The following is a 22,778-nucleotide window of genomic DNA, read 5'->3' as shown; positions in this document are numbered from 1 at the left end:
GTTTTTGGTGCGCCATCACGGGGTCGAACCGGGGACACCCTGATTAAGAGTCAGGTGCTCTACCAACTGAGCTAATGGCGCAAATATTTTTTTATAAGTGCTTTGTTTCACAGAGCGCTTTTTATTATAAAAGCAAAAAACAATATTGTCAATACATTTTCAATAATTATGGAAAAATATTTTATTTAAAATGCTAATATGTGGCAGACTACTTATAATTTTTGAAGTATAATTCATAATAGATGGTATCGGAGGGGGGAAGTCTGTGAAAGCAGTAGTAGTTTACAAATCCAAATCGGGTTTTGCTAAAAAATATGCACAATGGATAGCAGAGGAGCTTCAGGCGGATATTTACGAAGCCTCAAAAATAGATATTAAAATGTTAATGCTCTACGACACAATTATATACGGTGGCGGACTTTATGCAATTGGTATAAATGGACTTAAAACTATAACAAAGAACTTTGATAAACTCAAAGATAAAAAACTTGTGGTTTTTGCTACAGGAGCAACGCCACCAAGAAATGAGGATATTGAAAAGGTGAGAGATTCCAACTTTACAGAGGAACAGCAACAGAGTATACGCTTCTTTTACCTGAGAGGCGGTTTTGATTATACCCGGCTTAAACTTATTGACAAAGTACTTATGAATTTGTTGAAGTTGAAAATCAAGTCAAAGAATAAAAATAAATTGGTTCCTGATGAAAAAGGTATGCTTGCAGCCTACGACAAACCAATTGATTTCACCAGGAAAAAGAATATAGAAGACTTGATATTGTATGTGAAAGCAAAATGATTTCTATAAGAATAGCTTGATTACTTTACCGGAATACTTTATGATAAACAAATAATCTTAAATTTGTTTACAAAAAGAGGGGGATAGCCGGCATATCGGCGGATTAGAAGGAAATGATACGATTTAATTGTGATTACAGCGAGGGCGCACACCCTAAAGTATTGGAGAAACTTTTACAGACAAATATGGAGCAGACAGTAGGTTATGGAATGGACCCTTACTGCAGAAAGGCAGCTGGAATTATTAAAGATAAAATTCAGCGCCAGGATGCAGAAGTACATTTTTTGGTTGGCGGAACTCAGACAAACCTGACAGTTATTTCAGCAGCTCTAAGGCCCCATCAGGGAGCCATTGCTGCTGTTTCCGGACATATAAGTACTCATGAAACAGGTGCAATTGAAGCTACGGGGCATAAGGTAATTGAACTGCCAAGCAGTGATGGTAAGCTGACCGCAGAACAGGTTGAAAAAACCGTAAAGGCCCATTACTCTGATGAGAGTCCTGAACATACGGTTCAGCCGAAGATGGTGTATATTTCAAACCCTACAGAAATCGGTACTATATATACTAAGAAAGAGATCGCTGAATTAAGCAGGGTATGCAAGGAAAACGGTCTTATTCTGTACTTGGACGGTGCAAGACTTGGATATGGGTTATGTGCAGAGGACAATGACCTTGATTTGCCGACTATAGCGCAGTTCTGTGATGCTTTCTATATTGGAGGTACCAAGTTAGGTGCCCTTTTCGGAGAAGCATTGGTTGTTTGTAATAATGAATTAAAAAAGGATTTGAGATACATTATAAAACAAAAGGGCGGAATGCTTGCAAAAGGCAGACTACTTGGATTACAGTTTATTTCACTGATGGAAAATGATTTGTATTTCGAGATGGCTACCCATGCTAACAAAATGGCGATGCTAATAAAAGAGGCTATTTTAAAAAAAGGTTACAGTTTTTTAATATCGTCAACTACAAATCAGCAGTTCCCGATATTACCAAACAATGTTTTAAAAAGACTAAAGGAAAATTTTGAATATTCATACTGGCAGAAAATAGATGAAAATACCAGTGCCGTAAGATTCTGCACAAGCTGGGCAACAAGTTCCGGGGCTGTACAAAAATTGATTGCAGAAATAGAAAAAGGTTAAAATATGCTCAAGGAAAGGAGGTTTTTTAAATGCCGGTAATTACTATAGAAGCAGGTAAAATGTCAAAGGAGCAGAAAGCTACTCTTGTTAAGGAATTGGTTTCAAAAGCAAGTGAAACATTGAACATACCTGAGCAGGCTTTTGTTACACTAATCCGTGAAAATGAAATGGATAATATAGGAAACGGTACAAAGCTATTATCAGATTTACACAAGTAATCTCGGGAACCGTTAAGAATGGGGTGTCACAGAACTACTAAAAAGTAGCTGGTGATACTCTATTTTTTTAAGCTTCTTCTTTTTTGTTTATATTAATAAAAAAAGGATATAAATAAATTATAAATAGAAACAAGAAAGAGGTGTATTGTATGGATTTATTTGATTTAACCGGAAAAGTTGCAGTAGTTACAGGTGCGTCATCAGGTTTGGGTGTACAATTTGCAAAGGCTCTGGCAAGACAAGGGGCGGATTTGGCAATAGTGGCAAGAAGGCTTGAAAAGCTTAATGATGTGTCTGAAGAAATAAAGAAAATGGGAAGAAAATGTTTTGCCTTCAAATGTGATGTTACAAATGAACAGGAAGTTAAGGAAACTGTTGGTGCTATAATTGAAAAGATGGGCAAGATTGACATTCTGGTTAACAATGCAGGTGTAGCGGAAGTTGTTCCTGCTGAAAACCATACGACTGAACAATGGAACCGGGTACTTAATACTAACCTGACAGGAGTATTCATGTTTGCCAGAGAAGCAGGAAAAAACATGATAGAAAATAAGTATGGCAGAGTAATTAATATAACCTCTATGTTTGGACATATAGCCAACACCGCAACTCAAAATTCCAGTTACCATGCATCAAAGGGTGCAGTCATAAACCTCACACGTGCATTGGCGGCTGAGTGGGCAAAATACGGGATTACAGTAAATGCTATTGGACCGGGATTTTTTGAATCTGAAATGACCGGAGATATTTTAAGCAATCAAGAGTTTAATAATTTTGTCAGTTTCAGATGTCCTATGGGAAGAGTGGGCAATATGGGCGAGCTTGACAGTGCATTAATATTCCTTGCAGCCAATTCCTCCAGCTATGTTACAGGACAAACTGTATTTGTAGATGGAGGCTGGACAGCAGTATAATACAAAACAGTATACCACCCGCCGGATTATTCACTGGCAGGTGGTTTTCTTTTTATGCGGTTTTTTTGGGGGCGAATGGTTATATCGTTTACAACCATGTTTTCAGAACAGCGCAAAATGTATTCCACTACGTCTGCGGTCTGCTCTTCAAGCAAAACAGCATCAGAATCACTGTCATAGGTAAAATCAAGGTTATCATAAAAATTGCTGCTGGTAATGTCAGGATGGATGACAGCTACTTTTACACCATATTTTCTTACTTCCTCAAAAAGGCTTGATGAAAAGTGTGAAAGTCCTGCTTTGGAAGAAGCATAGGCACAGCCGTGAGTACTTATTTTCTTAGCAGTTACCGATGAAATGGAAATTATAGTTCCCTCACTCTTTTTTAAAGCTCTTAAAAGTAGTTTGCATAAAATAAGAGGGGCTTCAAGGTTTGTACGTATCATGGTCTGAATATCGTTTATTTTCAGCTGCTCATGAGGAGCGAAAAAGCCTACTCCTGCATTGTTAACTAACAGGTTGATTTCAGTTTCTTCAGATTCGATTTGTTTAATTATCCTTTGAAGTTCATTTGTGTTCAGAACATCACAGTTAATTCGGGTAAAATTTTCATGTGAGTATTCTGTATTTTGAAAGGAACGGGCTATTCCGTATACTTTATAATCCATTGAAATGAGTCTCTTTGCAATAGCCAAGCCGATTCCTTTTGAAGCTCCGGTTAATATTGCTGTTTTCATAATGTAAATATCTTCTCCTTTGGCAAATATTCTTCTAAAATACTCAAATGTCTTGTCATTATCTGTTCCCTTAGTTCGTTGGGATAAGACACTATGTTATCTGTTATACTGTACTGGTCTGCATAAAGCTGTGAATCACTTTTTTGTTTTTCTATTCTTTTGAAAAAATCCTTTGACATTCTGAAAAAACCGTAACCTACGTCCTTTAATTTATCCGGGTTGATTTCCATGAAGAGATTTCTGAAAAATGGCTCGTACAGTTTTTCGCTCCCGGAATTTATTATAACCGGATCAAGACACAATCGTACTTTGAAGCCTTTAAAGATTGCGGTTTTCACAGCTTTTATCCGGGCGGACAGAGGAGGCGTGAGCCTTTCGTATTTTTGTATAATTTCTTGGGGGGCCAAACTAAAGGCCACCACAATATTTTCAGCAGGTAAAAACTCATTGTAAAACACTTCATTGGCGCTCTTGGTGCGTATTTCAACGTTAATGTCGGAATATTGAGTAAAAAAGTCCTGCAAGAAATCCCAGTACGGAATTATATTATGAAAACCAATAAGATCAGTATCGTAGGAGACGGCCAAATAAGCTTTTTTTTCACCCAAAGTGTTTTCTATTTCCTGTTTGAATTCATCTACGTTAACAAAGGCAACTACGTTTGCAGAGGGATACATTCCTTGCAGATAACAATATTCACAGTCAAAAATACAATTAAAAAGAAAAGAGGTATAATAAAAATCGGAGTATCCGAAATCCTGACATACTTCGGGGCCCTTATACAGAAACGGACTGCTTTTCACTGCCAAAATAAGGGATTGGCGGTGTTTCTGAAGCTGGAAACACTGATTTCCTCGGTTGAATACGTCCTTGTAATTGCGTATAGTAATTACGGGTATATCAGGGTATTTCTCCAGAACCATACGTACAACCGGATAATTATATGCTTGCTCTTCTATATATATTGAATTAAACAGATTTTTGCCTGATTTTTGTAATAATGTCCTCAAAATATTTCTTTCCTTCCTCTTTAGAGTTGGCCTTTATTCCATTGAATTGCTTAAATAAGGGTAATGGCTCCAGACCGTTTATTTTGGCTCTTTTAACTTCTTTGGACAGAATCAGCTTCATTGCTTGGGTAAATCGCAGGCTTAAGCACAGTGCTTCTATTGAATCCTTTTCTTCCTGTGGAGGAAATTCACTAAAACCTTTATTCAAACATCTCATTTCTTTTATTATATTATCGAGGATAGGCATGTTCATTTCAATATAGCCTTTAAGTTTTGCCTTGTCCAGGTTATGAGGTTTCAGGTAATCTGATATTATTTTAAGTACACGGACGTTATGGGCAAAGAAAAACTTTTTGGAAGCCTCCATGATACCGACAGATTCCATGTCGCAGAATATTTCCTTTTGCTCAGTTAAATCTGTTGCTTTTACAACCTTTGGATAGCATTGAACAGGTATCTGGGGAATTCCGTCACCGAAAAATACATCAGGATAATAGTCTCTTCCTGTATCCGTGTCGGTAACCTTGTTTACAACAAGTAGGCTTCCTGCATCAAAGCTTTGGCTGTTTGTACCGCAAAAGCCGATATTTATTAAAATGTCGTTTTTCCCGGTACCGTACACGTTATATAAATAAACTGATGCCATGGCACTTTTCAGCTTCCCTACACCACTTACAATAACAGCAATATCCGAACCTTTGTAGACCGAGTAGGGATGTATTGACATATCTTTTTTTAGTTTGAAATAATCAATAATAGGGGCAGCTTCCAGCATTAGTGCCGTCACAATAAATATCATACGCATTCTCCCGTTATTATGTTATCGCTCAATATGAGTATAAAGGAAATTATATCAAATTTACAGTTTAATGGAAAGGTGCTGAAATATCTGAATTTCAATAAAAAGTGCCTGAACTGAAAATAGTTCAAGCACTTTTATTCCCATAAGAGATGCTCTATATTCCGTATTTTCCATTAACTTTGTCAAAGAAAAGAGGAAGGTGAGGTGGCTGAAAAGTCCAGTAAACAAATAATACACAGATGAGACCAATAAGTAAAATTGAAAACCCTGCACCCAAACCCTCTGAAAATCTGTAAAAATGAAGCCCCAGACACTGACCGATGATACTTGCCAGCAAAAAGATAAATATGTCTACATAAAGTGATTGTGTTCCAAATGCCTGGGTGTAAAAGTAGTAAAAAAGCATCATTGAAAGTATGGAAGAAACAATGGAGACTAATAATCCTGTAAACCATAGATTAGCATCTATTCCGTATTTCTTTTGTTTTGCAATATAATAAACTAACCACCATAGTATAGTAGGGATCAGCAGCAGCTTTGCATGTTCCCACACACTTTCATTTACCGGGGAAATCAACCCTACTAAAGCCTTTTGCCCTGACCAATCATACAAAAAGTGAAAAATAGAACCTACTATGAATACAAACGGGATACCAATTAAAATCCATTTTTCAGGATGAGTAAACCTTTGCTTTTTCATAATGTCACAACCTTTCTTATTATTGCACTATTAAATCTATGGTGGCAAAAACTGGAATATGACATCTGTTTTTTCATAGGGCTTCATATAATTGACATACCAGAACGGATTTAATATAATATGTTAGGGTTCTAACAATTAGGGTACTAACTATTCGCTTATTTTGTTTGAATGCCTTTCAGGAGGTAGGTTATGAATATTTACCGAAAGTATTTTAAAAAGTACAGGTTTATGTTTTTGACAGCTGTGAGCTGTGTTTTTTTTGAGGCACTTTGTGATTTACTTCAGCCGGCTATTATGTCACGTATAATAGATAACGGAATTAAAAACAGCAGGGTGGACTCGGTTTTGAAGCTTGGAATGATAATGCTTATCATAACCATTTGCGGTGCTGGTTTTGCGGCTACCCGAAATATACTTGCCAGCAAGGTTTCACAAAGATTTGGAGCTGACCTGCGTTACGACGTGTTTTCAAAAATAATGAAGTTTTCGGAAGAAAGTGTTGATAAAATAGAAAGCGGTTCCCTTATTACAAGGATGACAAATGATACCAATCAGATTATGCAGTTTGTTAACGGTATGATGAGAATTTTCTTTAAAGCACCCTTGACATGTATAGGCAGTATAATACTCGCTGTTATTCTCAGTCCGTTCATGAGTACTGTTCTGTTTTGTGCTATAACCATAATTGCAATTCTTATTATAATCAGTATGAAAATGAGCTATTCTCGTTTTGCAAAAGTCCAATCTGCAATAGACAGGTTAAATACCACAGTACAGGAATATCTCCTTGGAATAAGGCTGGTGAAGGCTTTTGGACGTTTTAACGACGAAGAAAAAAAGTTTGATGCAGTCAATACAGACTTATTTCAAAAGAGTGTTTCCTCCCAATTGGTAGTTTCATATTTTTCTCCCCTCATGTCATTGACAATCAGCACGGGCATTGCATTGATAATTTATCTGGGCAGCATTTTGTTCGGTAAAGGATATATAGAGGTCGGAAAGGTTGCAGCCTTTATAAACTATATGATGCAGATATTAACTTCATTGATTATGATAACGAATATTTTCAATACTTTTATAAGGACAAAGGCTTCAACTGAAAGGGTTGTAGAGATATTAGAAAGTGAAGAAGACTTTTCCGGTTTCGATAACCAGGCAGTTTTCAGTGAAGGCAGTCTGGAGTTTAAAAACGTTACCTTTGCATATCCTGGCGGGAGCGGCCTTCCTGCCCTGAAAAACCTGTCTTTCAGTGTAAATGATGGTGAGACCCTTGCAGTTATAGGCCCCACAGGCTCGGGAAAATCAACTATCGCATGGCTATGCCTTCATTTTTATGATGTACAGGAAGGAAGTATTTATATTAATGGTAAAGATATAAAAGAGCTTGATACAAATTATGTAAGAAATAATATTGCACTGGCACCTCAGAAAAGTATGCTTTTCACAGGTAAAGTTTTTGATAATATAGCATGGGGGATGCAGGAAACAAATAGTGAGAAGGTGCTAAAGGCTGCAAAACAAGCGCAGGCAGACGAGTTTATACAAAAAATGTCCGAGGGATATGACAGTATACTTGGGCAGAACGGTGTTAATCTTTCCGGAGGACAGAAGCAAAGACTTTCAATTGCAAGAGCACTTGCAAAGGAATCCCCCATAATGATACTGGACGATTGTACCAGTGCCCTTGACGCTGTTACCGAGGCAAAGGTAAGACGAGCTTTACGCAGCACTGAGAATAAGAAAACCATTATTATGATAACTCAAAGAATCGGTACTGCAATGACTGCTGACAAAATCCTTGTTATGGACAACGGGATAAATTCAGGTTTTGGAAGTCACAAGGATTTATTGAGTTCTTGCAAGACCTACAGGGAAATTTACGATTCCCAGATTGGAGGCGACTTATAATGGCGGGTGCAAATAAACCCGGAAACATAGGAAATATGCCGGGCTTGGGGAGCAGAATGGGAGGGCCGCCTCATCAGAGATTTCAACCTATGGCTAAGCCGAAAAACAGTAAAGGTACAATGATAAGGCTTATTAGTATGTTTGGCAAATGGAAAGGTTCTCTGCTAGTGGCAGCCGTACTTACTATTATTTCAGCCTCGGTGTCACTTATCACACCTTTTTTAATTGGACAAGCAATAAATACATTTAATATTAAAACAGGAACTGTAGATAAAAATATATTAACTATAATACTTACAGCACTTATTGCCTGCTATCTTGTGAGTTGGATAATAGATACGTCAAATGGTATTCTTATGGCAAGGGTTACTCAAAATCTTGTAAAAAGCATAAGGACAGACTTCTTTTCAAAGCTCCAGAGGATTCCTTTGAACTTTTATGATACCAGAGCCCACGGGGATACTATGAGCAGAATAACAAACGATGTTGACAATATCAGCAGCACTGTAGCTCAGACAACTACTCAGCTTATATCCAGCATTTTTTCAATAACAGGTTCGTTTATAATGATGCTGTATTTAAGCCCTGTTTTAACCCTTGTTGCACTAATAACCATACCACTTGTTTTTATACTTACAAAAACAATAGCCCAGCACAGCCGAATATACTTTAAAAGTCAGCAGAATATGCTTGGGGTGCTTAACGGTGTAATTGAAGAAAACATTGTTGGACTAAAGATGGTTAAATCCTTTAACCGTCAGCAGAAGGTTCTGGAGGAGTTTAAAGAGGTTAATGGCAAACTTTGCGAATATTCCACCAAGGCTCAGATTTGGGCGGGTTTCCTTATGCCCTTTATGAATGTCATTAACAATTTGAGCTTTACTTTTATTGCCTGTGCAGGTGGAGTGCTGACAGTAAACAAAATACTGACTGTCGGTGTTGTAGTCAGCTTTCTCACGTATTCAAAGCAATTCGGTATGCCTTTGAACAATATTGCAGGAATGTTTAACACTATTCAGTCAGCTTTGGCGGGAGCTGAAAGAGTCTTTGAAATTCTGGATGAAGATGAGGAGGCAGCTGACAAAAAGAATATAAAGGACTTTTCTGATATTAAAGGTAAAGTTGAGTTCACACATGTGTCCTTTGCATATAATGCGGCACGAAAAGTTCTCAATAACATCAGTTTTCAGGTTCAACCGGGAGAAGTTGTGGCACTAGTTGGTGAGACAGGAGCCGGAAAAACTACTATTGTAAACCTACTAACCAGATTTTATGAGACCAATGAGGGGGAAATATTAATAGATGATACCAATATTACCGATATTTCAAGAAGAGATCTGAGAAGTTGCTTTTCGGTGGTATTGCAGGATACTTGTCTTTTTACGGGTACGATAATGGACAATATAAGGTATTCAAAACCTGAAGCAACAGATGAGGAAGTTATGGAAGCTTCAAAAATGGCTCATGCCCACGAGTTTATTTCAAGGCTCCCCAAAAAGTATAATACACATATTACGGGAAGCTCCGATAATCTAAGCCAGGGACAGCGGCAGTTGATTGCAATAGCAAGAGCTGTTTTATGTAATGCTCCAATACTTATTCTGGATGAAGCTACAAGCAGTGTTGATACTAAGACAGAAAAAGAAATTCAACTGGCTTTACTTAAGCTTATGACAAACCACACAAGCTTTTTGATTGCTCACAGACTCTCAACAATACGTGATGCTGACAAGATTTTTGTTATAGGGAATGGCTGTATTCTGGAACATGGAACTCATTTAGAGCTTATGGATAGAAAAGGTATTTACTATAAAATGGTAATAAATCAGATGGGACTTGGCGAAAATTGTAATGGAGGTGTATGCTGAATGAAAAACATTATTATAACAGGGAGTACCAGAGGTATAGGACGTTGTATGGCAATTGAATTTATGAAGTCAGGGTGCAACGTTACTATTTCTGGGAGAGGCGAGACTATTCCTGAGGCAATGTCAAATGAGCTAAAAGAATTTAAAGACAGATACATTTATGTACCATGTAATGTTCATAGTATAAGTGATGTAGAGAATCTTTGGATCCAATCTGCACAAAAGTGGGGCAGGATTGATATTTGGATAAATAACGCAGGGCAGAATTGTCCCCATGAATTTATTTATAACACAGAAGCACCTTATGTAGATAAACTCATTGATACAAACATTAAAGGAATGGTGTACGGCTCACAGGTTGCGGCAAAAAATATGCTGACACAGGGCGGAGGAAGGATTTATAATATGGAGGGCCTTGGTTCAAATGACATGATTCAAGTCAAAACTATTCTCTATGGTACATCCAAAAGAGCTCTGACATATTTCACCCGTGCACTGGCAAAGGAACTGGAGGATACTCCCGTTAAAGCAGGAAGGCTGTCTCCGGGTATGATGCTTACCGATTTTATGACTAAAACTCCTGATGGAGAAAATTCTCCCGTGTTAAACGATAGCAAATTCAAATTTATTTTTAACACTTTGGGAGATAAACCGGAAACAGTTGCAAAATTTTTTATACCTAAAATGCTTTCAGATACAAAAAATGATTCTCATATTGAGTGGCTGACTACTAGAAAATCTTTTGCAAGATTTTTATGTGTACCTTTTAAAAAGAGAAAGCTGATATAGCACTTTTATATTTTTTAGTATATTTACTTTTTATATGCAAATATTATAAATATCAAAAAAATCTTCGGGGGGATATTTATGAAAAAGCTGCTATATATTAGTGTTAATACAAAACCGGAAGAGATGTCTTCTTCAAAAACAGTTGCAAGAAAGCTCATTAACAGCATACTTGAAAAACACCCAAGTATGGTTCTTGAAGAAGTAGATTTGTACAAAGAGCATATACCACAGTTAAAATACAGTTACTTTGAAAGCAGGAGTGCTATTGTAAATTCGGAGGCTTTGGCAAAACTGCCTCAAGATGAACAGAATGAAGTAAACCAGATAATAAAGCTGTGTGATCAGTTCAGAGATGCAGACATTTACGTAATTGCATCTCCTATGTGGAGTTTGTCTTTTCCTGCTCCCATAAAGGAATACATTGATTGTGTTGTCCAGTCCGGTAAAACAATTGCTTTTGATGAAAATAAGCCTTATGGTTTGTTAAATGATAAAGAGCGTACTTTTATATATGTACAGTCGTCAGGAGCAAATATACCATGGATTATCAGACCCGCTTTAAATAAGGGTTTGAATTATGTACACGATATTATGAGGTTTTTAGGTATAAGCAAGTTTGAAGAACTGTTGGTGGACGGAACAGGAACTACAGAACTTGAGCGACAGGAAGCAATCGAGAAGGCAGCTTCAAGGATTGAAACTATGGTTGATCAAATATAAGTCCTATCATAATATTACTAAATATTTCTTTTTAGAACAGGGATTTTATGAATCCCTGTTTTTGTTATAACCAAAATTCCATTTCTTTATAAAAAATTCCAGAAATTTGAAAAAATATATTGACATCCATATATTGGAAGTGGTATATTATTTTAAAGTGAATAAGGAAGCATGCTTTATTCATTTACTCTATAGGGTTATTCTGAGTGGTCAGAAAATATCTTTACACAACGTTGTGCAAAGCATAAACGTGAAGTATCTGTAAGTAATAAAAATTCACACTATGCCAGTTTTATACGTATGATGCAAGAATGCAAGTATGTATTATTGCATAAGAGTTCCAAGGCAGCCGTGCCATTGGTTGGTTTAGCATACAATTGTGCAGTTTTAATAGTTATGTCGTCAAATTAATTAAGGGTCAAATTATGTAAATTTGTGGCACGGTAAATTAAATAACTATAGCAAAATTGAGGGGAGAGACATATATGAGAAAAAGTAAATTAGTAAAGCTATTTTTTATTTTAACATTGGTGTTTACAATTGTAGGTACGCAAACACTTACTTTTGCTAAACCTTTAAACGAAGAAGCAAAATCCGAAAGTCCAGCATTTAAACTTACCAAAAGCCCCAACAGCAAATTATTTGTAAATCTTAAAGAGAAAATTGATGAATCCTCTGACAATGATGAAATACCGGTTACAGTGTTATTTAACAAAAAGCTCTCTGATACTGAATTTTCATCAATTGAAAAGCTCTTGGGTAATCCTAAGCTAAAGCACAAATTTGATATTATTCCCGGTGTTGCTTTAAACTTAACAAAAAAGCAAATAAGCCAGCTTGAAAAATCTGATTTGATTCAGCAGGTTGAGTATGATGCACCTGTTCATGCTACTTTGAACACTGCATCGAGCTCCTTTGGAGTAACTCAGGCCAAATCTGATTTTAATGTAAACGGTGATGGCGATAATGCTCCTACAACATATAGTACCAGTGATGTTGTAGTTGCAGTTATTGACACAGGTATTGACGCAAGCCATGTGGACCTTGACGGCGGTAAGGTAATAGCATGGAAGGACTGGGTTAACAATAAAACAACACCTTATGATGATAATGGTCATGGCTCCCATGTCTCAGGTATTATTGCAGGTACAGGAGAGGGTAATTCAAGCTATAAGGGAGTTGCACCGGGTGCGTCCCTCATTGGTTTGAAAGTTCTGGATTCAGCTGGCAGCGGTACTATGAGCAACGTCACAGCTGCAATAGATTGGGCTGTAACAAACAAAAATACATACAATATTAAAATTATAAGTCTGAGCCTTGGTACTGATGCAAGTTCAGATGGAACCGATTCTACATCTGTAGCAATTAATAACGCTTTTAACGCAGGAATTGTACCTGTAGTCGCAGCAGGTAATGCAGGACCGGGAAAGGCAACTATAGGTTCTCCTGGAGCAGCATCAAAAGCTTTGACTGTCGGTGCCTTTGCAGATGTGGGAGAAAAAGGTTTCTTCCTCGCAGATTTTTCAAGCAGAGGTCTGACAGCTGACGGCAGAGTTAAACCTGATATAGCTGCTCCAGGTTATCAGATAACAGCTGTACAGGCAAATTCAACCAATAAATACATAGCATACAGCGGAACAAGCATGGCAACACCTTTCACATCAGGAACAGCAGCATTGATTCTTGATGCAAACCCAAGTCTTACAGCAGCACAGGTTGTAAATATAATAACAAGCACAGCTCAGGATTGGGGTCCTGCCGGGCAGGATTTGGATTATGGTTTTGGAAGACTGGACGGTTATGAAGCGGTGAAGAAAGCTGGTAATTTTACAGGTACCGGACCTGCCGTTCCAAACCATATATATAAAGCAGAATCATTAGCAAAAACCAACAGTTATGATGAATATACAATCTCCGTACCTAACACTACATATCCTATAGCTATAACATTTATTCACCCCAACTGGTCATCCTCTCAGGATTTTGACGTATATCTATACAATCCTAGCGGAACAGAGGTTGCATCTTCAGAAACAGCAACCAGACAGGAAACAATAAGTTACACACCAACTACTGCAGGAACATACAAGATAAAGGTCCTTTCATACAAAGGAAGCGGTTCATATTTCTTTGATGTAAGCTCCGGCGCAGCAACAATTACACAGACTACTAACCAATAAATATTCTTAACAAAAAACAGCGGAGAGTTCCTTTGGAACTCTCCGCTGTTTTTTTGCCCCAATCTTATCTCGGGGGTACAGGTGTCGGATTGTGAATATTAGTCGGTGATATTGTAAATCCTCCCGGATATTCCAGTAAAGCAGCTATTACTCTGGTAGCTTCTGCTCGGGTAATTGTTTTTTTCGGTCTGAATGTGCCATCCGGGTAACCTGAAAGAATATTATTCATTGAAAGAACAATTATTGATTTATTTGACCATGAGTTACTTTCAGGACTTACGTCACTGAAAATTCTTTGAGAGAAATCTACAGTATCGGGAGTGAAAAGTATCTTGTCACATACTACTGCAAATTCCTCCCTGGTAATTTTTCTTTCAGGATAAAACATGTTTCCCGAATATCCGCTGAATATACCCTTTTCCTTTACAATGGCAATTTGTTTTGATGCCCAGTGGGTTTTAGTGTCGGTAAAGGAGGCAGTTGCAGTTTCATTTTGAAGGCCAAGTGTTTTTACAAGCAATGCTGCTGCTTCGGCCCTGGTAAGACTACCATCAGGCACAAAACGCTTGCCTGGCATACCACTGACAATGCCTTTTTGAAACAAATCTATAATGTAGCTTTGTGCCCAATGGTTTGAAATATCTATAAATGGTTTGCCAATGAGCCACTGGCTGTAATTATTCCAGAAACGCTGGGGCTCTTGCCCCAACGCCCAGCTACCTGCACCCAAAAGATTATATTTTGAAACAAGGGATAGCTTTTTTTCAAGAGAGGTTTCATTCTCATACCAAATATCATAAGTACCGGCTGAAAGTTTGCTGCTTCCCCAGATAACTGCATTATCTGTTGAAGTTACCGTTACGGTTGCACGGGCACATTGGGAGGTACTGTCATACCAGGTTGTGGATTTGCAGGTTGAGACAAGACGTTCAACGTCCGAAACAGTTACTCCGTAGCCGCCGCTTGTTGAACCCTGCTTCCAATATCTTCCATAAAATGGTATTCCTAAAACTATTTTTGTAGATGGAACATATTTCAGTGCATAGTTAACACTTTTTTCAACAAAAGAAAAGCTGGCTACCGCTCCCGGCGCACTTCCGGTGTAATGCTCGTCATAAGCCATTATGAATACCTGATCGCAAACGGTACCTAATGCGGCATAATCGTAAGAACCCTGCCAGCCAATAGTTGATCCCCACGGATTAGCAGCTACACATACAGAAAGTATTTTGGTTTTTGGCATATAGGAACGTAAAAGCTTTATAAATGTTGTATATGAGGCACGGTCCGATTCGGTAAGGTTTTGAATGTCTATATTTACACCATCACAACCAAGCCGTACAATCTCGGCACTCAAACTGGCTACAAATGAGCTTTGATTAGTCAATGCAGCTCTGCCAAGGGATCTGTCCCAGTTATTGCTTAGGTAGGGTACGACTTTGATTCCCCGTGCGTGCATGCTCTCCACAAAAAGAGGGTCCACTTTTATGGTGTTTTTTAAAGTTCCGTTACTGTTTATTTCAAAATAATCGGGAGAAACTGTTGTTAGATTTGTACCGGAACGATTAACATTATTTATATAGGTGGTTGTATTTCCGGCATATAGGAAGCTTATGCTTTCATAAGCGGAAGTGCTTGTCTGAAAAAGGAATAAAAATATAAACATTATTATTATACATTTTTTTAGCCGCATGTTATTTTCCTTTCCAATATTCGTTTACATATAATATGTGTTTCATCTTAAAAAAATAAACATGCTGAACTTATGAGAAACTACATTATAAGTTACTTGACAGTACCGGCAGTAAATAGTTTATAATTTTAGGTATGTATTTGGAAATATTGGAAGTTCATCGGGAGGATAAATCATGGAACCAGAAGTTTCAAGCAGTATTATATTAGTAACAGGCGGGGCAAGAAGCGGTAAAAGTACGTATGCAGAAAAATTGGCGAAGGAATACGGCAAAGATGTTCTGTATGTAGCAACAGCAATACCTTTTGATGATGAAATGAAGCTAAGAATAAAAAAGCATAGAGAGCAACGGCCTGCAAATTGGGAAACTGTTGAGGCATATAAAGACATGGATATATTACTTGAAGATAAGTGCCGAAATAAAAAAGCAGTTCTTTTGGACTGTATCACAGTAATGATTACCAATATAATGTTTGAAGTATGCCCTGATTTTGATAAAATAGTTCAGGAGGATATGGTTGCCGTGGAGGAGGTTGTTAATCTCCAAATGGACAGGCTAATAGCCGTTGCAAGGAATTCAGGGATTCCATTTATTCTGGTTACAAATGAAATCGGAATGGGTATAGTGCCGGATAATAAGAGCGCAAGACTCTTCCGTGATATTCAGGGCAGAGCAAATCAGAAACTTGCGTCCGCTGCTAAAGACGTTTATTTGTGCGTTTCAGGCATTCCTGTAAAAATAAAATAAAACATGAAAGAAGAATAAAAAATGATACTTTTAAAGCGTTTTTTACTTTTGCTTCAGTTTATGACTACAATTCCTATTCCTGTGAATTTGGATGTAGGCGATGAGGATTTTGGTAAGGGACTGGCCTTAGCACCGTTGGTTGGTTTGTTAATAGGAGGGGTGGTTGCATGTGCGGGTTATTTTCTGAATATGTTTTTTGCCCCCGCCATAACTGCCGTGCTTGTAGTTATTACATACATATTATTAACCGGAGGAATTCATCTGGATGGTTTAGGTGACACCTTCGATGGTATTTTCTCCAACAGACCTAAAGAGAAAATACTGGAAATTATGAGAGACAGCAGGGTAGGAACATATGCGGTATTGGTTACTGTTTGTATCTTAGGGCTGAATGTGGTCCTAATGTATTCTATAATTTCAGCGCATATATATTTTACTCTGGTACTTATGCCTGTGTCCGGAAGAATAGGCTCTGTTGCGGGGGCAACTGTTTCAAAGTATGCAAGAAGCGGACCGGGATTAGGAAAATCCTTTATTGATTATTGTGGATTAAAAGAGCTTGTATTAGCAGTGATAATCAGTATTATAACATTTTTTGCTTTTAGAGGATTTGCGGGTGTTTTTCTCTGCATTTTCATGTTTTTATCAGCGGTGTTGCTGGTTAAATTTCTTAGTAGAAAAATCGGAGGTGCTACGGGAGATGTTCTCGGAGCTGTTTGTGAATTAAATCAGACCATATTTTTAATAATATCGTATTTACTGGTACTTCGTTAGATTCTTAATTTTAATAATTGATAATTTGTGGGGGAATAAGTATGACTTTAATAGAAGCGTTGAATGCCATTGGAGAGCTTGATACTGAAATGATACAGAAGGCACAAAAAAGATTGGACAGCCTGACGAAACCTTTGGGAAGCTTGGGTCGTTTGGAGGAAATCGTGAAACAGCTTGCCGGAATAACCGGGGAGTTATTTCCTTGTGTAAAAGATAAAAAAATCATAATAATGTGTGCTGATAACGGAGTAGTTGAAGAAGGGGTCAGTTCATGCCCCAAAACCGTTACTTCCAGTGTTACACAAAATTTTCTGAAAGGATTTACCGGAGTAAATGTTCTTTCAAGACATTCGGGAGCCGATACCGTTGTTGTAGATGTTGGTGTTGACGATGATATTGACTGTCCGGGAATATTAAGCAGGAAAAAAAGAAAAGGTACATGGAATATTGCCAAAGGCCCTGCAATGACAAGAGACGAGGCTATAAAAGCTATTGAGACAGGAATTGAGATTGTAGGAATACTGAAGGAACAAGGAGTAAATCTTCTTGGTACGGGTGAAATGGGAGTAGGAAACACAACTACAAGCAGTGCAGTAGCATCTGTACTTACCGGATACGAAATAGGTGAAATGGTAGGCCGCGGTGCCGGACTGACCCAGGAAGGCCTTATCAATAAGGCAGAAGTTATCAAAAAAGCAATTGAATTAAATAAGCCTAATCCGACGGATCCCATAGATGTATTGGCAAAGGTGGGAGGCTTTGACATTGCAGCACTTACCGGGTGTTTCCTTGGTGCAGCTGCCTACAGGCTCCCTATTATGATTGACGGATTTATCACGGCTGCCGCTGCTTTGGCGGCTATTAAAATAAAGCCTGAGTGCAGAAATTATATTCTTCCTTCACATGGTTCTGCTGAACCGGGAAACAAGAGAATAATGGAAGTACTTGACATGACTCCCATGCTTATGCTGGAAATGCGTTTGGGAGAGGGTTCCGGGGCTGCGCTGGCGTTCCATGTTATAGATGCTGCTGTTACAGCTTACAATGAGATGGGGACTTTTGGTGATGCTCAAATTGAACAATACAAACCATTGGATTAGGCAATTCGAGATTAATAATTGCAAAAAAATGGTAATTGAATAATATATATATAGCTGTTGCTGAAAAATTATCGGAAAAGGGGATCGTTTATGTTTGAATATAAGTTTACACAGGCAACTTTAGGAGGGTTCTTTACTGAAGCTAATCACCACGAAATAATAGATAAATATTCTAAAGAAGGATGGAGGTTAGTGCAGGTTCTACCTATGTACTATAATTCACACGGAAAACCAACTGATTATGAAATAATATTTGAAAGGGAAGCAGGCAATTAAAAGACAAGTCATTATGACTGGTCTTTTTTTATGAGTAGAAATTTGCAGTAAAAAGGGGAAAAAAGGATAAGAGCAAAATATAGCCTTTTCATTGTTTGGAGAAGTAAAATATAGTAAAATTTGGGTATAGAACGAATGAAATTTATCATTCGTATCTAAAAATATCGTGAAGAAGGATAAATGAAAATTATCCGAACATAGCTGGAGGACGGGCTGGGGCAGTTGATAGCTGCTTACACTGTTCCAGGCATATTTTGGCCTTGTTCACTTTTTCACAAAGAAAGGTAGGGTCAAATGATGAAAAAAAAAGTAGGTTCTAAATTTCTTAGTTTGCTTTTAGTGGTGTGTTGTCTTAATTTGATGCTTTTACCATCAGGTATTTTAGCCGCTTCAAATAGTAGCATCTTACCACCAAGCAATCTGACGACTCAGCTTACATCCCCTGATGATGTAAAAGTAACATGGAATTCCGTATATGGAGCAAATGGCTACAATATATACGGAATAAGTGAGGGACAGCTTAAACAACTGGGAACGACTACATCTACATACTTCACTTTTAATGATCTTCCGGAAGGCACCTATACCTATGTGGTATCCACTCTCAGTGCAGATGGTGAATCAGGGCCATGTGCACCTGCCTCTGTTGATATTGTTTACCCAGAAATGCAAGCACCCGATACACTAACCAATACTTTTCAGAATATCAACGACGTTACCTTAAATTGGTCAGCAGCATTTTATGCACAAACGTATAATATCTACAAAATTTCAGCTGATGGTGGAAGGACTCTACTTACATCTACAGCAAACCGTACATACACTTTAACCAACGTATCCGCAGGAAATTACACCTATGCTGTTACAGCAGTAAATTCTTTGTATGGTGAATCTCCTCTCTCAACTTCTTTGGAAGTTAATGTGGTTTTCCCCGTCATAGTAGCGCCGGGCAATTTAGCTTCAAAGATTCAAAATGGTACGGATGTTATACTGACCTGGAATTCAGCAACTTATGCTAACAGCTACAACGTCTACGAACTTATTGACGGACAGGAAGTATTGAAAGCAACGGCTAATACAACAACAATAACACTTGCAAATATACCTGCAGGCACTCACACATATGTTGTTCACTCAGTAAGCTCACGCTTTGGTGAATCTGTGGAAGGCAGCAGAGTCACAGCAACTCTAGGAGATGTTCTAATGCCACCACCGGGTAACTTCTCCTACACTGTAAACAATGATAAAGATATAGTTTTAAGTTGGGCAAGTGTGCCTAATGCAACAAACTACAGAATATATCAGGTAATAAACGGGCAAAAAGTTTTAAAAAGCACAGTTACCAGAACTACTACGACTTTTTACAATATGACTGCCGGCGACTATACCTATGAGGTTCATTCTTACTCCACTACCTATGGGGAGTCAATAGAAGGAAGTACTCTCACTGTAACAATAAAAGGACAGACAATGCTGCCTCCTGAGAATTTAAAGTACAGTCTTGCTAATCAGAATGATATAACATTAACCTGGTCAGCAGCTGCAAATGCAAACAGCTATCAGGTTTATCAGGTAGTTAACGGAGAAAAGCAGCTGAAAAAAACTGTAAGCACAAATTCAGTAACTTTCACAAATATGCCCGAAGGAGAGTACCATTATATCGTTACCTCGGTATCCACACTTTACGGGGAATCTCAAAGTGGGTCGGAAGTTACTTTTTCAATAGTTTTTCCTACTATGAAGGCACCGGAGAATCTGACTTACAAGATTCAGAATGTAAATAGTGTTGTACTTTCCTGGAGTGCATCAGATAATGCCAACAGCTATAAAATTTATGAAGTAGCTGGCAACCAAAAAACACTCAAAACAACAGTTAATGTGTTAACTGCAACAATCCCGAATGTTTCTGCAGGAGATCATACATATGAGGTTCACTCGGTAAGCAGTCGTTTTGGAGAATCTGATGAAGGCAGTCAAATTTCAATTACAGTAAAACAGGACATGGCAGCACCATTAAATCTGGAATACAGTATTGCAAATGGAAATGATATTACATTGAAATGGGCAGCAGCAGATTTTGCCACAAGCTACAACGTGTATCAGGTAGTTGACGGACAAAAAGCATTGAAAAAGAGTGTTACAACTACATCTGTTACATTTACAAATTTACCTGCTGGAGAGTATGATTTTGTTGTCACTTCATTATCCAGTGTATTTGGAGAGTCATCAAATGGATCAGAAATTAAATTCTCTTTAATTTTCCCGGTTATGAGTGCTCCTACCGATCTGACATATGCTATTCAGAATGTCAACAATGTTGTACTTACATGGTCGGCTGTTCCTTATGCCAATACTTATAAAGTGTATGAGCTGGTTGGTGAAAAAGAAGTACTTGTGACCACCGCTAGTACACCGACTGCAAGAGTTACGAATGTAACCGCAGGCGATCATACATATGTAGTTCACTCAGTAAGCAGTCGTTTTGGTGAATCTTCTGAGGGAAGCAAGGTTTCGATGACTATAAAACAAGAAATGCTTGCTCCCACCGACTTGGTATTTGCCATTGCAAACGGTAATGATGTTACATTGAAATGGACTGCATCTCAATATGCAACCGGCTATAATATTTATCAAGTGGTAAACGGAGAGAGAAAATTAGTAAAATCAGTTACAACTACATCTGTCACTTTAACAAACATGCCCGCCGGGGATTATCAATATGTAGTTACTTCAACGTCTACGGTATTTGGAGAATCCACAAGTGGGGCAGAAATTAAGTTGTCTGTTGTTTTTCCGACAATGACTGCACCCGGCAATTTGACATACAAGATTCAAAATTCCAATAATGTAGTATTATCATGGGATGCGGTTACTTACGCAAACAGTTATAAAGTCTACGAACTTGCAAATGGACAAAAAGTCCTAAAGGCAACCGTTTATTATGCTACTGCAACTTTATCAAATGTACTGCCGGGGGATCACACTTATGTGGTTAGCTCAGTAAGCAACCGCTTCGGTGAATCCCTTGAAGGAAGTCAAGTCTCACTGAATATAAGCCTTCAGATGTTACCTCCAGCTAATCTGGAATACAATATTGTAAACGGTAATGACATTACATTAAAGTGGTCGGCAGCAGAGGCTGCAAACAGTTACAACATTTATCAGGTTATAGACGGACAGAAAAAATTAATCAAGAATGTTACAACTACCACTGTAACATTTACTAATATGCCGGCAGGGGAGTATAACTATGAAGTTACTTCTTTATCACGGGTATTCGGTGAATCATCCGGAGTTTCCGAAGTTAACTTCTCATTAGTTTTTCCGATTATGGCGGCACCTGATAATCTTATACAAAGTACTGTAAATGGTAATGATATAGTCCTGAAATGGAACTCTTCAAGTTATGCAACCGGATATAACTTATATCAGATAGTTAACGGGCAAAAAACTTTGGTGAAGACTCTTACCGGGAATGTTACAACAATAACATTTGCAAATATGCCGTCAGGAGATTATCGTTATCAAGTTAATTCATACAGTACAAGGTTTGGTGAATCATCGGAAGGAAGTACAGTTAACTTTCAGTTAATCTGGCCTATAGTTGAAACTCCGGTTCTTACATATAACATTTACGATGTTAACAATATAACTTTATCATGGAAGGCATCAAATTGGGCAAACGAGTACCGTGTTTATGAGATTAACGGTGAAGAAAGACAGCTTCTTTACAAAGGTACTGCACTTAGTTTCAAAATATATAATTTATCAGAGGCCATTCATACTTATGAAGTTACTGCATATAACACACGTTTTGGAGAATCGGTACCATCTAATAGAATAACTGAAACTATCATTTTCCCCGATATGCAGGCTCCTAAAGCAACGGTAAAGGTACTTGATGCGACAACTGCTTCAATATCCTGGAGTTTTGTTACATACGCAAACGGCTACAATGTTTATGAATTAGTAGATGGAGTCCCTGTTTTACTTGTAAAGAATTTGAATAATCTTTCCTATCAGGTTAACAATCTTTCGTACAAAGATCATCAATTTTATGTTACTGCATACAGTAATTCCTTTGGGGAATCAGAACCTTCAAATATTGTGACAGCCATACTTGTTGTTGATACAAAAGCACCTGTTACAACTTCTGATGCTCCTGATAACTGGGTTAACAAAAGCCCTGTAGTTGTAACCTTATCTGCAACGGACAACATGACTGGAGTTGCAAAAACATATTATTCATTGAATAATAGTGATTTTATTGAAGGAGCTACTATTACTGTTGATAAAGTAGGAGTCAATAAAATTTCATTTTATTCTGTTGACAAGGTTGGAAACAAAGAAGAGGTAAAGACGGCAGAGGTCAAGATTGACAATACTACACCTGC

19 protein-coding genes and 1 tRNA gene are annotated in these 22,778 nt (G+C 37.8%); 14 read left to right on the top strand and 6 right to left on the bottom strand.

From position 1 onward, the window contains the following. Positions 1-5 precede the first annotated feature (5 nt). A tRNA-Lys gene (locus L323_RS28385) sits at positions 6-81 on the bottom strand. Positions 82-265: 184 nt separating this feature from the next. On the opposite strand from L323_RS28385, the gene L323_RS28380 reads away from it, so the two are divergent. The 4 genes from L323_RS28380 to L323_RS28365 all read left to right on the top strand — a co-directional run bounded on the left by L323_RS28380 (position 266) and on the right by L323_RS28365 (position 3,076). Continuing rightward, positions 266-796, top strand: a complete 531-nt coding sequence (locus L323_RS28380) for a flavodoxin domain-containing protein (protein ID WP_020815027.1) — start codon at positions 266-268, stop codon at positions 794-796. 113 nt (positions 797-909) lie between these two features. Then, a complete protein-coding gene (locus tag L323_RS28375; protein ID WP_020815026.1) occupies positions 910-1,944 on the top strand; it encodes a threonine aldolase family protein in 1,035 nt (344 codons plus the stop codon). A gap of 29 nt (positions 1,945-1,973) precedes the next feature. Further along, positions 1,974-2,162 carry a 4-oxalocrotonate tautomerase DmpI gene (gene dmpI, locus L323_RS28370; protein WP_020815025.1) on the top strand — a complete coding sequence of 63 codons (189 nt, stop codon included), beginning with the start codon at positions 1,974-1,976 and terminating at the stop codon, positions 2,160-2,162. Between the two features lie 149 nt (positions 2,163-2,311). Then, positions 2,312-3,076 carry an SDR family oxidoreductase gene (locus L323_RS28365; RefSeq protein WP_020815024.1) on the top strand — a complete coding sequence of 255 codons (765 nt, stop codon included), beginning with the start codon at positions 2,312-2,314 and terminating at the stop codon, positions 3,074-3,076. 26 nt (positions 3,077-3,102) lie between these two features. On the opposite strand, the gene L323_RS28360 is transcribed toward L323_RS28365, so the two are convergent. The 4 genes from L323_RS28360 to L323_RS28345 form a co-directional block, all read right to left on the bottom strand. Further along, complete coding sequence (locus tag L323_RS28360; protein ID WP_020815023.1) at positions 3,103-3,813, bottom strand: SDR family oxidoreductase; 711 nt, start codon at positions 3,811-3,813, stop codon at positions 3,103-3,105. Further along, complete coding sequence (locus L323_RS28355; protein ID WP_020815022.1) at positions 3,810-4,823, bottom strand: SPL family radical SAM protein; 1,014 nt, start codon at positions 4,821-4,823, stop codon at positions 3,810-3,812. The genes L323_RS28360 and L323_RS28355 overlap by 4 nt, the downstream gene beginning before the upstream one ends. Continuing rightward, positions 4,783-5,622 (bottom strand): nucleoside phosphorylase, encoded by an 840-nt coding sequence (locus L323_RS28350; protein WP_020815021.1) that lies wholly within the window; start codon positions 5,620-5,622, stop codon positions 4,783-4,785. Before L323_RS28350 ends, L323_RS28355 begins: the two co-directional genes overlap by 41 nt. A 157-nt stretch (positions 5,623-5,779) precedes the next feature. Beyond that, positions 5,780-6,325: a DUF6512 family protein gene (locus L323_RS28345; RefSeq protein WP_020815020.1), complete on the bottom strand. Its 546-nt coding sequence runs from the start codon at positions 6,323-6,325 to the stop codon at positions 5,780-5,782. Positions 6,326-6,517: 192 nt separating this feature from the next. Between L323_RS28345 and L323_RS28340 the strand changes: the two genes are divergently transcribed. From L323_RS28340 to L323_RS28320, 5 genes are all read left to right on the top strand, one after another. Beyond that, positions 6,518-8,236 carry an ABC transporter ATP-binding protein gene (locus L323_RS28340; protein WP_020815019.1) on the top strand — a complete coding sequence of 573 codons (1,719 nt, stop codon included), beginning with the start codon at positions 6,518-6,520 and terminating at the stop codon, positions 8,234-8,236. Continuing rightward, on the top strand, positions 8,236-10,104 hold the full coding sequence (locus L323_RS28335) for an ABC transporter ATP-binding protein (RefSeq protein ID WP_020815018.1): 1,869 nt from the start codon (positions 8,236-8,238) through the stop codon (positions 10,102-10,104). The genes L323_RS28340 and L323_RS28335 overlap by 1 nt, the downstream gene beginning before the upstream one ends. Next, positions 10,105-10,893 carry an SDR family NAD(P)-dependent oxidoreductase gene (locus tag L323_RS28330; RefSeq protein WP_020815017.1) on the top strand — a complete coding sequence of 263 codons (789 nt, stop codon included), beginning with the start codon at positions 10,105-10,107 and terminating at the stop codon, positions 10,891-10,893. It abuts the gene before it with no gap. Between the two features lie 78 nt (positions 10,894-10,971). After that, on the top strand, positions 10,972-11,613 hold the full coding sequence (locus L323_RS28325; RefSeq protein ID WP_020815016.1) for an FMN-dependent NADH-azoreductase: 642 nt from the start codon (positions 10,972-10,974) through the stop codon (positions 11,611-11,613). A 485-nt stretch (positions 11,614-12,098) separates the two neighbouring features. Beyond that, entirely contained in the window at positions 12,099-13,793 is a 1,695-nt protein-coding gene (locus L323_RS28320; protein ID WP_020815015.1) for a S8 family serine peptidase, read from the top strand. A 64-nt stretch (positions 13,794-13,857) separates the two neighbouring features. On the opposite strand, the gene L323_RS28315 is transcribed toward L323_RS28320, so the two are convergent. Next, positions 13,858-15,486, bottom strand: coding sequence for an S-layer homology domain-containing protein (locus L323_RS28315; RefSeq protein WP_020815014.1), 1,629 nt, complete (start codon positions 15,484-15,486; stop codon positions 13,858-13,860). Between the two features lie 175 nt (positions 15,487-15,661). Between L323_RS28315 and cobU the strand changes: the two genes are divergently transcribed. The 5 genes from cobU to L323_RS28290 all read left to right on the top strand — a co-directional run. Next, a complete protein-coding gene (cobU, locus tag L323_RS28310; RefSeq protein WP_020815013.1) occupies positions 15,662-16,234 on the top strand; it encodes a bifunctional adenosylcobinamide kinase/adenosylcobinamide-phosphate guanylyltransferase in 573 nt (190 codons plus the stop codon). Between the two features lie 21 nt (positions 16,235-16,255). Further along, positions 16,256-17,008, top strand: a complete 753-nt coding sequence (cobS, locus tag L323_RS28305) for an adenosylcobinamide-GDP ribazoletransferase (RefSeq protein WP_020815012.1) — start codon at positions 16,256-16,258, stop codon at positions 17,006-17,008. Between the two features lie 41 nt (positions 17,009-17,049). Next, a complete protein-coding gene (gene cobT / locus L323_RS28300) occupies positions 17,050-18,108 on the top strand; it encodes a nicotinate-nucleotide--dimethylbenzimidazole phosphoribosyltransferase (RefSeq protein WP_020815011.1) in 1,059 nt (352 codons plus the stop codon). A 90-nt stretch (positions 18,109-18,198) separates the two neighbouring features. Continuing rightward, positions 18,199-18,384: a DUF4177 domain-containing protein gene (locus tag L323_RS28295; RefSeq protein WP_020815010.1), complete on the top strand. Its 186-nt coding sequence runs from the start codon at positions 18,199-18,201 to the stop codon at positions 18,382-18,384. Positions 18,385-18,678: 294 nt separating this feature from the next. After that, positions 18,679-22,778 (top strand): OmpL47-type beta-barrel domain-containing protein (locus tag L323_RS28290; protein WP_020815009.1); only part of this gene is annotated, 4,100 nt, incomplete at its 3' end.

The organism is Ruminiclostridium papyrosolvens C7, from assembly GCF_000421965.1.
Lineage (GTDB): Bacteria > Bacillota > Clostridia > Acetivibrionales > DSM-1351 > Ruminiclostridium > Ruminiclostridium papyrosolvens_A.
This window is presented reverse-complemented; position numbering and strand designations above follow the sequence as displayed.